Raw genomic sequence first — 15,303 nt, 5'->3', positions numbered from 1 at the left:
CTATTGATGGTGGGCACTTATCTTTTAGCAGTATATCATAATGGGGGTGCTGATTCGTTTGTCAAGAGTGATGCAACTACTGAATTTTACTAACGAATAGCAATGATCTAATTTTGATGTTGAATTGTTCAAAATAACTGCGTCAATGGGCTAAACCAATAACCAGACTAAAAAATAATAGCGTGTGACTATATAAAACACTACTTAATAATATTAGGCAGTCTTAAAGCTTATTAGTCATATTACGGTATTTTACGGCCATAACCTTTATAATAGTAACAACCATGTATGAGCTTAAGAGTCGCTTGTGCAACGTAAGGTGTTTAGCGTAATAAATACTTAGTTTTGAAATAGTTATTTAATTGTTTGCCTATGGGGCAAGCGTTTGAAATAATAGCCGCCAGTTGGCATACCCCATGTGTGTTTCTTATTGCCCTATATCTATATTATTGTTGAGATGAAGAAATTATATGATCGAATTTAAAGACGTTGGTGTTCGCCGTGATGGTCGTGAATTGTTTGCAGGTGCAAGCTTTCAGCTCCATCCAGGTCACAAAGTTGGACTGACGGGCAACAACGGCACAGGCAAATCTACCTTATTTGCGCTATTACTGACGCAGATGGGTACAGGCGATACAGAGGTCACCCTTGATAAAGGTGAAGTCAGTATTCCTGATAGCTGGCATGTGGCGCACATGGCACAGGAAGTTGGTGCTACGACGCAGTCTGCAATCGATTATGTATTGAGCGGTGATGAGCAGTGGTATGAAATTAATGCGGCGCTAAATGATTTGAGCAGTGTCAGTGATGAGCAAATTGGTGTGTTGCACCAGCAGTTCGATGAAATCGACGGATATCGTACGCCGACTAAAGCGGCACAAATTATGGCAGGTCTTGGTTTTAAAACTAGCCAGCATGAGCTGCCAGTAGAAGGGTTTTCTGGTGGTTGGCGTATGCGCTTAAACCTCGCCAAAACCTTGATGAGCCGTGCTGACTTGATGTTACTCGATGAGCCAACCAACCATTTGGACTTGGACGCTATCTTGTGGCTTGAGACATGGATCAATGCCTATATGGGTCTGGTCATCGTCATCTCGCATGACCAGGCGTTTTTAGATGCGACAGTCGGTCATATCCTACATGTAGAGCAACAAAAAATCACCCTATATACTGGTAACTATCAACAGTTTATTCGTACCCGTCACGAGCGTATGGCGCAGCAGCAGCAAGCGTTTGAGAAGCAAGAAGCGACAAAGGCTCACTTGGATGACTTTATTCGTCGTTTCCGTGCTAAAGCCAGTAAAGCCAAGCAAGCACAGAGCCGTATTAAGCAGTTAGAGCGTATGGCAGAGCTATCACCAATGATGGCTGACAATCCGTTCTCGTTCCAATTCTATGAGCCAGCAAACATGAGCTCACCACTAATTGAGCTGACCAACGCAGATATTGGCTATAGTGAGACACCGCTTCTACACAATGCCAATGTACAGGTTACCCCTGATACCCGTCTTGGCTTACTAGGTATGAATGGCGCTGGTAAATCAACGCTGATTAAAGCCTTAGTCGGTGAGCTTGGCGTACTAACAGGGAAGTATCGTGTTTCGGATACCCTAAAGCTCGGCTATTTCAATCAGCATCAAATGGATATCCTAGATGCCAAAGCAACGCCTATAGAGATGCTACGTCGCCTAGCAGGTAAAACCTCTGATGCGATGCTACGCTCATTTTTGGGTAGCTTTGATTTCCGCGGTGAGCGTATTGATACACCAAGCGAGCTATTCTCAGGTGGCGAGCGCGCGCGTTTGACCTTGGCATTGATCGTTTGGCAACGTCCAAACGTCCTTGTACTCGATGAGCCTACCAACCATTTAGACTTACAAATGCGTCAAGCACTGACTATAGCTTTACAAGGCTTTAAAGGTGCAGTGGTACTGGTCTCGCATGATCGAGAGTTGATTGCCAATGTCTGTGATGAGCTGTATCTGGTACACGATGGTATTATCGAAGAGTTCGATGGCGACATTGGTGACTATGGTAAATGGCTAGCAGAGAAGCGCAAGCAAGAGAACGCATCAGATAAAAATACAGGCAAGAAAAAAAGCAAAAAAGAGAGCAAGAAGTTTGTTTCACGTGAAACAGATAATAGCCAAGCAAGTAATAAAGCATCTGATAACTCATCAAATAGTAAAGCTGCAACACCTGCACTTAGTAAAGAAGAGCAGCGTAAGCTAGCGGCTGAACAGCGTAAGATGACAGCACCTATCCGCCGCGAGATAGAGGAAACAGAAAAGACACTGGCTAAGATTGATAAGCAGCTTGTAACGCTTGAAGAAAAACTGGCTGATACAGAGCTGTACGAAGAGAGCCGTAAGTCTGACTTGCTTGTATTACTCAATGAGCAAACAGCGCTACAGCAGCAGCATAGTGATAATGAAGAGAAGTTACTACTATCAATGACGACTTTAGAAGAGATGGAAGCTAAGTTCGCATAAAGCGTTCTAGATAGTTAGTTATATAAGCAGACATAAAAAAGGGATGGCATAAGCCATCCCTTTTTTATTACATTATTCCTTACGATATTTGCCATCACCGTACGACAGTATTTCCATCGTGGTCGTACAAAGCTGACAGTTTATTTCACCAGCAGCGGCTTTTGATAAATCAAGGATACGACCTCTAATAAAAGGTCCTCTGTCCGTGATTTTTACAACGACGCTCTGCTTTGTCTTTTGATTGGTTACTTGTACCTTCGTGCCGAACGGTAACGTGCGATGTGCAGCGGTTAGAGAGTTCATGTTGAAGATACTACCACTAGCTGTGCGCTTACCATGAAACTTACTACCGTAGTAACTGGTATTGGCTGCAAAAACTGTGGTGCTAAGTAGTAGCGATAAAGTGACAACCAAAGACTTGATTAAATAAGACATTTAATACCTTTAAGCAATTAATAAAATAGACAGATGCTCTTGCCTACGTTATCTATACTCCCTATGAGTATGAATAATAGGGGATTCTACAAGAGCTAGCTTGTCATATTATTACTGCCGTGTAAAAAACTCATGAGGTCAAATAGCTGTTTTTTAAGGAAAAATAGCTATTTTTTAGCAAAAATAATGATGGCGTAGGTACTAAAATTAGACTTATAAAGAGTGATTCTCATAAATAACCCGACAAAATATTGGAAAGCCAACCACATAATATAAATAGGTAATATATAAAGACCAAATCTATCGATATAGCATAATTATCGCTATGAAAGCTCAAATAGAAATAGATAATATAATGTAAAAAAACCTTGCTATATTCTTACTATTTTGTAGAATGCATAAGGTTAAACATTATTCTAGAGTATCTATCAAATGTACTCATGATAAGTTTGATCTTTTATCAAATAATCTATTTTTTATCGTCTTTCGAGGAAGTTTTATGTTGAAAAAAATTGCGTTCGCTTCAGTTGTCGCGGCAATGATTCCGTTTAGTACAGCGAATGCTGATCTTGGCTCTAAATTTAAAAAAGTAGAGACTGGTCGTACGATTGAGCAAGTATACAAAGAATGTGGTATTGGTGGCGCTTTGTTCGGTAATTCAAGTCCTATCCTTGCTATTATCTCTAATGTGACTTGGGATTGGGGTACTACCGCTGCGACTTCTAATTCTATGTCTCCTGAAACTTGCCAAGGTGGCAACGTTAGAGCTGCTGTTTTGATCAAAGAAACATTCCCAAGTGTGGAAAAAGACTTAGCTTCAGGCCAAGGTGCTCATTTATCTGCCCTACAAAGCGTTGCCAACTGTGATTCAGCTGCTAGTGTACGCGCACAATATGGTCAATATACTCAGACCTCTGCCTATCGTACTGCTACGCAAGATCAAAATGCTGAGACGCTATTTAGCATCGTTAAGCAAAGCTGTGCTATCTAAATATTGAAAATGCTAGGTATTAAATTTTTAGTTTAATACTCAAAATTTTGATAATTTAATGATAAAAACACGTAAACCTAGTGCTTACGTGTTTTTTATTGCTCATGTATTTATGGTATCTAAATAAAATGCAAAAGATGTTTTTATGGGGCGCCTGTTTGGCTGCTACGACTATTTGCAACGCAGAAGTTGATGAAACGAAAACCTATGCTGCAGCGCCCGTAACCGTAGATAAAGAAAATAAGCTCTCTTCTAGTAATGATTCGGCTATCGCAGCAGACATGGCTTTAAGTGATCCCGTGAACTTGTCAGATATTGTGCAAAGCGTACAACGACTCACTGACTCGCAGATACAAGAGCAAAACCGGAACTCTCAAAAAGATACCGCTATTGACCTCATAAAACTAAAATCATTGGCTAAGCACTCCCAGTGGCAACATTTATTATTTTATAAAAATGGCAAGGCTGAAGTCATCTCACCAGATTTTTATTTAACCAATCCTAAGCCTCGTTCGAAACGCAATTTTGATCCCTATGCAGAGCTTATAGCAACGATAGAGCAAATAAATAATGAGGGCGTAGTTTGTAAGTATCCAGCCAGATATTTATGGCTTAATCATCATCTACCAGAACTGAACGTCGATCTCAAAAACTGCTCAAAATTACCCGATGCGAATCAAGAAATAAGCTTGATCCTAGTAAGCAGCTATCTAAAAAACCCAGCTTCTTCATTTGGTCATGTACTGGTCAAAACCAACACGCCTATAGATAATGCAAATAATACGAACAGTGATGTCAGAGAGCTATCTAGCGAGGACTTACTTAATAACTCATACAACTTCGGCGCTCGTATTCCAGAAAATGAGAACGGTGCGATGTACGCGCTAAAAGGACTATTTGGGTTTTATGATGCTGGGTTTTCAGAGACGGAATTTTTTAAACAAGACGCGGTATACTCCAAGAACGAGCAACGTGATATGTGGGAGTACGTGCTCAATCTAGATACCTTTGAAACGCAATTATTGAACTATCATTTGTACGAAGCAAAGTCCGCTCGATTTGACTATTACTTCATCAAACAAAATTGTGGTTATCGCTCAGGAGAGATACTTGAGCTGATAAGCGACATAAAAACGACTGAGCGAGTAGGTCCTTGGTATGCGCCAGACTATGTATTCGATCAGCTATTAGAACACGACAACGGCGCTGATTCATTAGTGTCTTCAGTACGCTATTTGCCCTCTGAACAGACGCAACTGCGCGATAAGTTTGTACAATTATCTAAGCCAATACAAGCCATCATAAACTCTGTCATTCGTACAGAAAACACTGCCCTGCTTGCTACTTTAAACGCGGACGATAGGGCGGTTGCGCTTGATTTTCTGATCTTACATCGTACTTATAAAATCACCCAAGACGATACACCGAAGCAGCGAGCTTTCAAAAGCGAATTGCTCAGTCAGCGTTTTGCGCTACCAGCTAGCAATGGTTTGGCTCAGCTGACTGTACCGAACAAAGCATCACTAGCATTGAGTAACAAAACCACGCAGACTACCGTCGTTTTATCTGACGAGAGGGCAGAAGTTGGTTTATCGCTATTTGTAAAAGACCCGCTTAACGCTCATACGGGTATTGATAAACGTTTTGAAGCCGTAAAAGCGTCACTGGGTTATAACTTTGATGAGCACCAATGGGCATTGACGGATTTTATATTTTTAGACATGCAGCAAATTGAAGATCTTAGACAACCGTTATCAGGCGAACCTAAACTGTCTTGGCAACTAAAAACAGGCGCTCGTACAGACATGTTTACTGGCAATCGACATAGCCCTTATGCACAAGCTGGCGTTGGCGCAGGCGCTAAGTTTGGTAAACATATACTTGGCTATGGTATGGTCAATGCGACGGTCCATGATCAAGATAGACACGCAGATATCAGTATGGAGCTTGGCTTACGTATGAAACGTAATAACCAAAGTGCTGAATTGTCTTACGTAACTTCAAAGCGAGAAGGGCGCGCTGCTATTGATGTTGCCAAATTGACATTACGCCAGCAGCTATCAAAGAATAACGATGCTAGGATTACAATGACATATTCAGACACTGTGATGGCCGATAACGGCGTAGTGTTAGGTGATTCAAATACGATAGATGCTGCTATCGCTTGGCATCACTACTGGTAATATTTATATAACGGTGTTTGTTGTAATTGTTGTTATGATGATAAGTAGGCTACAAAAATTGCTATAGCAGAATCTAGTAGCTATCTATACCGTATCGTTTGAAATTGGCAGACTGATACCACTAATATGTTTTTATTTTGGGGAAAATAACATGGCAGAGAAAAACTACTATGACATTTTAGGGGTCAAAAAAGACGCCTCAGACGCTGATATCAAAAAAAAATACCGTAAGCTCGTTCGTCAATACCATCCCGATGTTAGTGATCATCCAGACGCTGATAATAAAATTGCAGAAATAAACAACGCTTACGAAACGATCAGAGATAAAGACAAGCGTGCTGAATATGACGCTATGCTCAATAATCCGTTTGCAGGTCAAAGTAGATCAAGTGGGTTTGGGGGCAGTGGGCAAACTGGCGCAGGTCAAGGTGGTTTTCGCTGGGAAGATATCAAAGATCAGTTTGGCGACGGTGAGGCCTTTGGTGATGGTGGTTTTCGCTTCGATGACATTTTTTCAGCATTTGGTCGCGGCGCACGTGGGTCAGCTGGTGGACAAACCGGCAGTCGCTCTCAAAGCAGCGGCTTTGATCAATTTGGTGGTGGCTTTGGGACGCAAGACAGCAAAGGTCAGGATCAGCATGCCGAGATTACCGTTGATTTATCTTCAGTCTATAGTGGCGACGACTACAGCATTAAGCTAAATGTCCCTGTTCGTCAGCCCAATGGTAATGTCGACTATGACAATAAAACCCTTAAGATAAAAATTCCTAAAGGTATTACTGACGGTAAGCAAATTCGTTTGGCAGGGCAAGGCGCTGCTGGTAGCAGTAATGGCAAAAATGGCGATTTGTTTTTGAAGGTTAAAATTCGTCATGATGCCAATATTCGTATAGAAGGCGCAGACGTTTATCAAACCGTGAATATCGCACCGTGGGAAGCGGCATTGGGTGAAAAAATCAATGTCAGTACGCCAGCAGGTACGCTTGGTGTGACCATTCCTAAGAACAGCAAGTCCGGTAGTAATTTACGTCTTAAAGGCAAGGGTATTCCTGCCAAGCAAGCAGGCGACTTGTATCTAACTCTAAATATTGTCAACCCTGATGTCAGTAACGATGCGTCGATACAGGCTTATGAGCAGCTAAAACAAGCCTTTGCTGATACCAATATTAGTCGTTAAACAAGATTATGAACAACCGTTATTTATTACTGAAGTAATAGACGAATAGCAGAGATGAATACGATACCGATGAAATAAAGAGAAAACGAGGATAATAGCTATGAACCACTCGACTGAATTTACAGACATCATCATGAGCTTAGATGAACTGGTCTCTGCCTGTGGCCAAGAGCGCCAATGGGTCATCGAATTAATCGAAGAAAATATCATTGAATATGATGTACCAGAACATGAAAAATTTACTGGTTATCAGCTGACGACAGTGCGCCGTGCATCGCGATTGAGTCGTGATTTTGAAGCCAGCGTACCAGCAATTGGTTTGATACTTGAGCTGTTAGATGAAGTTGAGCAACTGCGCCAACTTAAACGTCAGATAGAGCAGCAAACACCAGTCATCGAAGTCGACATAGACAACCTAAAGTAATCAAATAATCAAAATAACATGTAAAAAAAGGGCCCTTTAAAGGCCCTTTTTTTATGTCTATAGAAAACACTTCAGCAAAAATTAACGCGAATAAGTAGGATCAGCTGCTGCTGTAAACAACACATCAGTAGAAGAGTTCAAGGCAGTCTCAGCTGAATCCTGAATCACACCGATGATAAAGCCAATCGCAACCACTTGCATCGCGATATCATTTGGAATGCTAAATAAGCTAGCAGCGAGTGGAATCAATAGTAATGAACCACCAGCAACACCAGAAGCACCGCAAGCACTAATCGTAGCAACCAGGCTGAGTAGCAGCGCTGATGCAAACGTCACTTCGATACCCAACGTATGAGCGGCAGCAAGCGTTAAGACATTAATGGTAATCGCAGCACCAGCCATATTGATCGTGGCACCTAGTGGAATGGTTACCGAATAAGTGTCTTCATGCAGTCCAAGCTTACGGGCAAGGTTCATATTGACTGGAATATTGGCCGCTGAACTGCGTGTAAAGAAGGCAGTAATTCCTGATTCGCGCAGACATCTGAACACGAGTGGATAAGGATTTTTACCCGTTTTAATAAGGACGATAAGTGGATTGGCAACCAACGCAATGAATAACATGCAGCTGATCAATACCATCAAGATACGTGCGTAGCCTGCCAAAGAAGCAAAGCCTGTCTCAGCAACCGTGCTAGCAACTAGGCCCAAGATACCAAATGGGGCTAAAGCAATAATCCATTTAACCACTTGTGAGATGGCATCAGCGAAATCACCGACAACATTACGAGCAGTATCACTGGCTTGGCGCAATGCAAAACCGATAATAATTGCCCATGCTAAGATACCAATATAGTTGGCTTCAGCGATTGCATTGATCGGGTTGGCGACCAAGTTCATGAGCAAGTTCGTCAAGACTTCTTTTAGGTCAGCAGGTGGTACTTGCGCGATATCGGCGTTGATCAAGACAAGCTCTGTCGGGAATAAAAAGCTGGCACCGACTGCCGTTAGTGCTGCCAAAAAAGTGCCAAACATGTACATGATAAGCACAGGCTTTACGTAGACTTCATTGCCACTGCGATGTTGACTAATGGCTGCCATAACCAGAATAAATACTAGGATGGGAGCGACTGCTTTTAGTGCGCCGACAAAGAGTGTACCAAGCAACCCTATGGCGGTGCCGATACTTGGCGCCAGCCAACCAATCAATACCCCTAACACCAAACCAATAATAATAAGCGGCACCAGCCCTATACGCTGATACATCGCAATTAATGAACGCATCTGTACACCCTCAAGTCCGTTAAAAGTAAGTGAATTGTCACAACAGAAAATTTATCGAAGGATGGTAGCATTTTTTGACATATTCGCATACCGCTCATAGCAGTGGATACTGTGCACAAATGGAGGGATAGCAGAGTTATATAATTAGTATAAAAAAGGATGCAGCACTTATAGGCAGGGGTTAGCTATTCAGAATACCTCATCTATAAGAGAGCAGAATTAGGGATATATAGCGTAAGGAGTATGTTTTGCTGCAAAAATAGAAAAAGATACGAGGGGATGTAAACAGTAGAGCTACACTTTAAAGTGGGTCAGATCGTAACCTAATTGCTGGTAGGCTTTATATTTATTGCGACCTTCTTGGGTACTTGCAGCATCAGGTCGGATCAGCTCAAGGACTCGAGAGGGTTTTGAATTATTAGTAGCAGCCATAAAATCGTTGACCGGACGTGTCGTCGTATTGAGCACGATGCCATTAAAATCAGCTGGCATATGATTGCCTAATAGTACAGGCGCTAATAATTTATGAGTAACAATGTTGATATTGCTATCATCAGTATCTCTATCATTGGTACTTTTATTGTCATTATCAGAAAGACATTGATGCGGTATAAAACTCGTGGAATCTTGTGCCCAAAGCGCCGTATCTAGATTTGCTAGTAATGTCTTATCTTCAATTAAAATCAGCAAAGACTGAGCGCTTTTGTTAAGCGCCGTCTGAGTCAGCTGACAAATAAAGCCCAAGAAATCTTGGGCCTTAATTTCACTTAATACATAAAAACTAATTTTCATAAATGGATTAAGCCATCTCTGCGCTGTTTTTTAGATATTGCATAAACAATGGCACAGGACGTCCAGTGGCTGCTTTGTCTTTACCTGAGTTCCATGCAGTACCAGCGATGTCTAAATGCGCCCATGCTTGACCTTCTTCAATGAAGCGCGATAAGAAGCAGGCAGCAGTTACGGCACCAGCACCTTTACCACCAATGTTTTGCATATCAGCAATTGGTGAATCAAGCTGAGCTTGATATTCATCATCTAAAGGCATATGCCAGATAAGATCGCCTGATAGGTTGCTGGCATTTTCTAAATCAAACAGGACATCTTCATCATTACTAAATACGGCTGAACGCACATGGCCTAGCGCAACCACACAGGCGCCAGTCAAGGTAGCAACATCGATAATGGCTTTTGGCTGATAACGCTGCACGTAGCACAAGGTATCTGCTAGTACCAAGCGACCTTCAGCATCAGTGTTCAAGATTTCGACTGACTTACCATTCATTGCTTTAACGATATCGCCTGGACGTGTTGCATCACCTGATGGCATGTTTTCAGCACAGGCTAGCGCACCAACGACATTGATTGGTAGACGAGCTTCGCACAACGCTTTGATTGTACCAAGTACTGACGCCGAACCACCCATGTCAAACTTCATCTCATCCATCGCCGCACCTGGTTTGATTGAGATACCGCCTGAATCAAAGGTTACGCCTTTACCGACTAATACGATAGGTGCGTCGTCACTGGTCGCTTGTGCATTGTCATTGCTATTTTTGCTTGCATTTTTAGCTGACTTTTTAGTTGGTAGTTTATCGGCTAATGCCTTTAGACCACTTACTTTTGCGTTAGTAGTGGTTTGCTCAGTAGTGCCTACATTTGAACTAAATTCTGATTTACCACGGTACTCCATGAGTACCAGCTTACCTTCTTTGGTAGAGCCTTGTGCAACGGCCAAGAAGCAATGCATACCTAGCGCTGACATCTCGTCCTCACCTAGTACCTTCACGGTTAATAGGTCAGGGTAAGTTTTCGCAAGCTCTTGAGCTTGTTCAGCCATATAAGCTGGGAAGCAAATATTGCCAGGCTCATTGGCCACATCACGAGTGAGGCTCTGACCAGCAAATACTGACTGAGCAAATGCTAGCGCAGGCTGTAGTGACTCATCAGCTAACAGATAAACATCAGTCAATACAGGCGTGGCTTGCTCAGATTTATATTTATCAAAGCGGTAGCTCGCTGCCAACAGATTAAGCGCAAATTGACCGAAGTGATTTTCTTCTAGCGCATCACCCAAGGCAACAGTGATAGAAGACACACGCTTTTGTGTGCTGCTATAGATAGTATTGGCGATTTTTTGCAGCACTGTATTGTTGAACTTATCAGTATTGCCTACACCGACCAATAGCAGTTGTACAGGGTTTTGCTTAGTGGTTTTTTTATCACCTGCCAGCGCATAATCAGCAACAGTCTCACAAGTAGTACCCTTGAAATGTGATACTTCAATCAGCTGCTCAATGCGAGCGGTATATTCGGTCAGCACAGATTCAGCCAGAATGTTTTTCTTGTCATCGACTAAAACAACCAGACAAGCATCGTCTTTACTTTTGGCTTCTTTTTTCAGGATTTTCTGCGTATGGGTCTTTGGTAAATGCTGAGATAATTTGATATTCATATAGTTATCCTTATTAGAGTTATGAAAATTGCAGGATTTGGATGACTGCTTATACCTGTCAGATTATTAGATTATTTGGTCTGTTGAGCAATCACAGTAGTGTAGCATATTGCGATAATCGTGCGCAGTTAGCAAGCCTTAGGTAATACGTTTGAATTATTATGCTGTGCTAACTTACGCTATGGTTTAGCGGTTACATTATCATTTTTCGATGATGCCAACATATTAGCCATTGATCAATTCATCGGTCGTTACCATCGCGGCAAATCTGTCTTGTAGTGCGGCCATGGCAGTATCATGCATGATTTCAGCGCTTATCGGCTTTCTTGTAGCGCTCGGTAGGTCGCGAGTGGCACAAGCATCATGGCAGACAAAACTATCGAAACCTAAATCAAATGCGGCGCGGACACTTGAGCTGACGCACATATGACTCATAAAACCCGCAAAAATAATCTGCTTTTTTTCTGCTGCTGAGATCAATGATTGTAATTGCGTATCATAAAAGGCATTCGGATGCTTTTTGGCAATCACTGTTTCGCCATCTTGTGGCTGCAACTGTTCGACGATCTCAACATTAGCTGATAAAGGGTCAAAGACATTGCCATTCTCGGCACCGTGATGATTTATGTGAAAGATAGGTAGATCTTGCTGACGCGCTTTATCGAGTAGTAAACGTGCGTTGGCGATGGCTTTTGCCCCAGCGTCCCCTAATGGCATAGCGCCATCGACATATTCATTTTGATAATCGATAAGAACGAGTGCGCAATTTGACCAATCAAGCGCATCAAAAGTGCCGCCAGCGAGTTCAAGTAGGGTAGAGGGTGTAGAGGTCGTTTTATTCATTAGTATTATTCTCCGTTTGACGATATAAGTATATTTTTCTATCAGTCAGTCTAGCAATTAATAACAGAGATAAATGTTCGATGATACGAATGACAAACAAACCTTTCTAAAATAAATAAAGCAAAAACTTAGCGCTATAAATACTATCAATTCAATGTAATTTGAGGTTTTATCAATTATTTATCCAATATTTGCTATATTTGTTATTTGCTGTTAATAATGCGCTCTCAGCAAGGTGTAGGTAATGTTTTCAAACACATTTCACAGCCATTTTTGGACAAAACATGCTAGCATTAGCGGTTATATCTGTCGCTTGTGTTTATTGAGTATGACTAACCAGTTGCTTAGTAACGTTTACCGTTATTTGAGTATGTAAATGTCCCATATCATGCTGGTGATATGTCGTCGTACGACCTAAATAGTCAATAAGCTCATCATCAATTGCGCACATACCAACCGTTTAAGAGTACCCATTGTGATATTACGCCGCTACATGACACAACAAGTTGCCTCAACCACTGCCTTAGTGTTGGGGTTTTTGGTAGTGATGATGCTCGGCGGTCGTCTGATACGCTATTTTGGCATCGCTGCTGAAGGTCGTTTGGACGTCAGCCTACTGTTTACTATCATTGGGTATAACCTGCCGTACTTTTTAGAGCTCATTTTACCGTTAGCATTCTTTATCGCTTTGATGCTCGTATTTGGCCGCTTATATGTCGATCAAGAAATGGCAGTGATTAATGCTAGTGGCGTATCTCGAGGTAAGCTTGCTCGATTGATGACACCGTTAATATTGGCGCTGTTCGTTGGTGAAGCGGCGCTATCTGTCGTCGGCAAGCCTTGGGGTGTCCGCTCTTCTGAGGCTGTGTGGCAGCAGCAAGCATTAACCAGCGCGTTTGATTTGATTCGTCCGAACGAGTTTATCAGTAGCGGTAATTATCATTTGTACGTGGGTAGTCTCAGCGATGATAAGAAAAAACTGCAAGATGTGATATTAATCCAATCTGAACCTGCGAAAAAAGGTAGTGCTGCTGAAAGTGTCGATGCTAATGCCAATGCCACTGATATGAATAATACGATTGACAGCGAGACGGCCGAACAGATTGGCATCTCTGATATCCCTAAAGATATTATAAATAGTGGTGCAAAGGACATTAGCAAAGACACCATTACGCTGGCTAAGCGTGCTGAGCAAGTGGATACCGGCAATAGCGGCGTGACCCAGTTAGATCTGTTTCAAGGACGTCGTTACGAAGTTGGCGCAGGCAGTCTGAAATATAATCAAGTCGCTTTTGATCGTTATCGCATCACCTTGACTGAGTCTTCACAGGAAGTTATCACCGAAGACAATATCGAAACGCAAAAGATTGGAGCATTGTGGCAGGCCGCCACGAGTAGCTCACCATCAGGCTCTAACAGTGCAATGCGTGCTGCACAAGGTGAGCTTGGCTATCGTTTGGCGCTACCATGGCTGATGATTATCGCGCCTATGTTGGCCGTACCACTGGCGCAAGTCCGTCCGCGTCAAGGACGTTGGCTGCGCTTGTTTCCTTCTATCTTATTATTTGTCAGCTGTGCATTAGGTATCATCTCGCTCAAAAACGCAGTGAGCAAAGACAGCATCAGTGTATGGGCGTATGCATGGCTTATCTTAGGATTTATGGCATTGGCGCTTTATATGAATTGGGGTAGCCGTGTGCAACATCGATTGCGCTTTCGCAAACAAGAAAACAGGCTAGCCGCTGCCGCAACTAACTCAGTTAGCGACATCGATAATCAGAACAACAGCTCACAAGGAGGGCAGTCTTAATGCGCTCTTTATTTGCTAAGTCAGCCAAGTCTGATCAATTGGCTAAAAAACCTGCCAATCTAAAAGTCCTTAGCCGCTATGTCAAACTCAACGCTCTATTGGCTATTATCGCTGCCGTCATTGGTTTGTGGGCTTTACAGCTGATTTTCTCTTACTTATCAGAGCTTGATTCGTTAGATGATAACTACACTATGGGCGAGGCGCTCAAATATATCTTTTATCGTTCGCCTTACTTTTTAGAGCAATTTATCCCAACGGGTGCGCTATTGGGTGCTGTCATAGGGTTGGGTTTGCTAGCTAATAAAAGCGAGCTGGTCGTCATGCGCGCGGCTGGGGTCAGTATCTATCGTATCGTCGGCTGGGTATTGCAGCCCGCTTTGATATTTGTACTACTGGCATTGGCTATCAATCAGTTCATCCTACCGTCTTCTAACCAGTTGGCAAAACAGATTAATGATGAAGACAGCATCTCACTGGTCACCTCGGTACGCGGCTATTGGACGATACAGCCGCGATTCGAAACCTCAGAAGATGGCAGTGCTACACCTGATGGTAGCGACGTTTTATATATTGATTATGCTGATGTCGCGGGCAATATTGGCGAGGTGAAACGTTGGCATTTGGACAACAATGGTAATTTGCAAACCGCTGTCCATGCGGAAGGTGGAAAGTATACTGGCCGTGAACCAATTGATGTAAATAGCGAAAAGCCAAGTGAGCAGTATCGTTACGAGTGGCAGTTAAACGATATGGTTAAGCTCTTCATCAATCAGGGCTTTGAGAGTAGCCAAGCCATTTCACCATCAGATACGCTAAGCTTACCCTTTGCCCCAGAGTCTGTGTATCTGCTAACGCGTAAGGCAGAAGATTTATCATTGACGCAGCTGTATGAGCATCGCACGTTTATGCGTCAGCAGGGCAATCGTTCTTTAGATCATGAAGTCGCATTTTGGCAAAAGCTACTATCGCCATTGTCGATATTGTCGCTAGTGATTGTCGCCTGCTCATTTGTCTTTGGCTCGCTACGGACGCACAGCTTAGGCTTGCGTATCGTCGTGGCATTGTTGTTTGGTTTGCTATTTAGCTATATACAAGATTTAGTCGGTTTTGTATCGCTAGCCACAGGCTTTTCACCAATGCTCATGGTGCTATTGCCGATTATCGGCAGCGCGCTATTAGGCGGATATTTGATAAAACGCCAGATGTAGA

12 protein-coding genes are annotated in these 15,303 nt (G+C 42.6%); 7 read left to right on the top strand and 5 right to left on the bottom strand.

Features of this window, described 5'->3' with window-relative positions:
* The first annotated feature begins 470 nt into the window (after positions 1 to 470).
* Positions 471 to 2,492 carry an ATP-binding cassette domain-containing protein gene (locus tag ACQKC9_RS08245; protein WP_427621335.1) on the top strand — a complete coding sequence of 674 codons (2,022 nt, stop codon included), beginning with the start codon at positions 471 to 473 and terminating at the stop codon, positions 2,490 to 2,492.
* Positions 2,493 to 2,564: 72 nt separating this feature from the next.
* On the opposite strand, the gene ACQKC9_RS08240 is transcribed toward ACQKC9_RS08245, so the two are convergent.
* Positions 2,565 to 2,927, bottom strand: a complete 363-nt coding sequence (locus ACQKC9_RS08240; RefSeq protein ID WP_057757673.1) for a septal ring lytic transglycosylase RlpA family protein — start codon at positions 2,925 to 2,927, stop codon at positions 2,565 to 2,567.
* 499 nt (positions 2,928 to 3,426) lie between these two features.
* Here ACQKC9_RS08240 and ACQKC9_RS08235 point away from each other — a divergent pair, with 499 nt between their 5' ends.
* The 4 genes from ACQKC9_RS08235 to ACQKC9_RS08220 all read left to right on the top strand — a co-directional run bounded on the left by ACQKC9_RS08235 (position 3,427) and on the right by ACQKC9_RS08220 (position 7,702).
* Positions 3,427 to 3,918 (top strand): DUF3015 family protein, encoded by a 492-nt coding sequence (locus ACQKC9_RS08235; RefSeq protein WP_427621334.1) that lies wholly within the window; start codon positions 3,427 to 3,429, stop codon positions 3,916 to 3,918.
* 128 nt (positions 3,919 to 4,046) lie between these two features.
* Complete coding sequence (locus ACQKC9_RS08230; RefSeq protein ID WP_427621333.1) at positions 4,047 to 6,101, top strand: DUF4105 domain-containing protein; 2,055 nt, start codon at positions 4,047 to 4,049, stop codon at positions 6,099 to 6,101.
* A 151-nt stretch (positions 6,102 to 6,252) separates the two neighbouring features.
* Positions 6,253 to 7,278, top strand: coding sequence for a DnaJ C-terminal domain-containing protein (locus tag ACQKC9_RS08225; RefSeq protein ID WP_427621332.1), 1,026 nt, complete (start codon positions 6,253 to 6,255; stop codon positions 7,276 to 7,278).
* A gap of 100 nt (positions 7,279 to 7,378) precedes the next feature.
* Positions 7,379 to 7,702 carry a chaperone modulator CbpM gene (locus tag ACQKC9_RS08220; RefSeq protein WP_102083164.1) on the top strand — a complete coding sequence of 108 codons (324 nt, stop codon included), beginning with the start codon at positions 7,379 to 7,381 and terminating at the stop codon, positions 7,700 to 7,702.
* An 81-nt stretch (positions 7,703 to 7,783) separates the two neighbouring features.
* Here the strand turns inward: ACQKC9_RS08220 and sstT are convergent, their stop codons facing one another.
* The 4 genes from sstT to ACQKC9_RS08200 form a co-directional block, all read right to left on the bottom strand.
* Positions 7,784 to 8,986 (bottom strand): serine/threonine transporter SstT, encoded by a 1,203-nt coding sequence (sstT, locus tag ACQKC9_RS08215; RefSeq protein ID WP_057757687.1) that lies wholly within the window; start codon positions 8,984 to 8,986, stop codon positions 7,784 to 7,786.
* 294 nt (positions 8,987 to 9,280) lie between these two features.
* Positions 9,281 to 9,778, bottom strand: coding sequence for a DNA polymerase III subunit chi (locus ACQKC9_RS08210; protein ID WP_427621331.1), 498 nt, complete (start codon positions 9,776 to 9,778; stop codon positions 9,281 to 9,283).
* Between the two features lie 7 nt (positions 9,779 to 9,785).
* A complete protein-coding gene (locus ACQKC9_RS08205) occupies positions 9,786 to 11,441 on the bottom strand; it encodes a leucyl aminopeptidase (protein ID WP_427621330.1) in 1,656 nt (551 codons plus the stop codon).
* 225 nt (positions 11,442 to 11,666) lie between these two features.
* Complete coding sequence (locus ACQKC9_RS08200; protein WP_427621329.1) at positions 11,667 to 12,284, bottom strand: cysteine hydrolase family protein; 618 nt, start codon at positions 12,282 to 12,284, stop codon at positions 11,667 to 11,669.
* Positions 12,285 to 12,777: 493 nt separating this feature from the next.
* On the opposite strand from ACQKC9_RS08200, the gene ACQKC9_RS08195 reads away from it, so the two are divergent.
* Both ACQKC9_RS08195 and lptG read left to right on the top strand, forming a co-directional pair.
* Entirely contained in the window at positions 12,778 to 14,094 is a 1,317-nt protein-coding gene (locus ACQKC9_RS08195) for an LPS export ABC transporter permease LptF (RefSeq protein WP_427621328.1), read from the top strand.
* Positions 14,094 to 15,302 (top strand): LPS export ABC transporter permease LptG, encoded by a 1,209-nt coding sequence (lptG, locus tag ACQKC9_RS08190; RefSeq protein ID WP_427621326.1) that lies wholly within the window; start codon positions 14,094 to 14,096, stop codon positions 15,300 to 15,302. Before ACQKC9_RS08195 ends, lptG begins: the two co-directional genes overlap by 1 nt.
* The last annotated feature ends 1 nt before the right edge of the window (position 15,303 follow it).

This window comes from Psychrobacter sp. NPDC078409, from assembly GCF_050268505.1.
Taxonomy (GTDB): Bacteria; Pseudomonadota; Gammaproteobacteria; order Pseudomonadales; family Moraxellaceae; genus Psychrobacter.
The sequence above is the reverse complement of the archived record's forward strand: the minus strand, read 5'-3'. Positions and strand labels throughout refer to the sequence as shown.

Coding starts and splice junctions, on each gene's coding strand:
- ACQKC9_RS08240 (WP_057757673.1), bottom strand. CDS start 2,927: ATGTCTTATTTAATCAAGTCTTTGGTTGTCACTTTATCGCTACTACTT.
- ACQKC9_RS08220 (WP_102083164.1), top strand. CDS start 7,379: ATGAACCACTCGACTGAATTTACAGACATCATCATGAGCTTAGATGAA.
- ACQKC9_RS08210 (WP_427621331.1), bottom strand. CDS start 9,778: ATGAAAATTAGTTTTTATGTATTAAGTGAAATTAAGGCCCAAGATTTC.
- lptG (WP_427621326.1), top strand. CDS start 14,094: ATGCGCTCTTTATTTGCTAAGTCAGCCAAGTCTGATCAATTGGCTAAA.
- ACQKC9_RS08205 (WP_427621330.1), bottom strand. CDS start 11,441: ATGAATATCAAATTATCTCAGCATTTACCAAAGACCCATACGCAGAAA.
- ACQKC9_RS08245 (WP_427621335.1), top strand. CDS start 471: ATGATCGAATTTAAAGACGTTGGTGTTCGCCGTGATGGTCGTGAATTG.
- ACQKC9_RS08235 (WP_427621334.1), top strand. CDS start 3,427: ATGTTGAAAAAAATTGCGTTCGCTTCAGTTGTCGCGGCAATGATTCCG.
- ACQKC9_RS08195 (WP_427621328.1), top strand. CDS start 12,778: ATGACACAACAAGTTGCCTCAACCACTGCCTTAGTGTTGGGGTTTTTG.
- ACQKC9_RS08225 (WP_427621332.1), top strand. CDS start 6,253: ATGGCAGAGAAAAACTACTATGACATTTTAGGGGTCAAAAAAGACGCC.
- ACQKC9_RS08200 (WP_427621329.1), bottom strand. CDS start 12,284: ATGAATAAAACGACCTCTACACCCTCTACCCTACTTGAACTCGCTGGC.
- sstT (WP_057757687.1), bottom strand. CDS start 8,986: ATGCGTTCATTAATTGCGATGTATCAGCGTATAGGGCTGGTGCCGCTT.
- ACQKC9_RS08230 (WP_427621333.1), top strand. CDS start 4,047: ATGCAAAAGATGTTTTTATGGGGCGCCTGTTTGGCTGCTACGACTATT.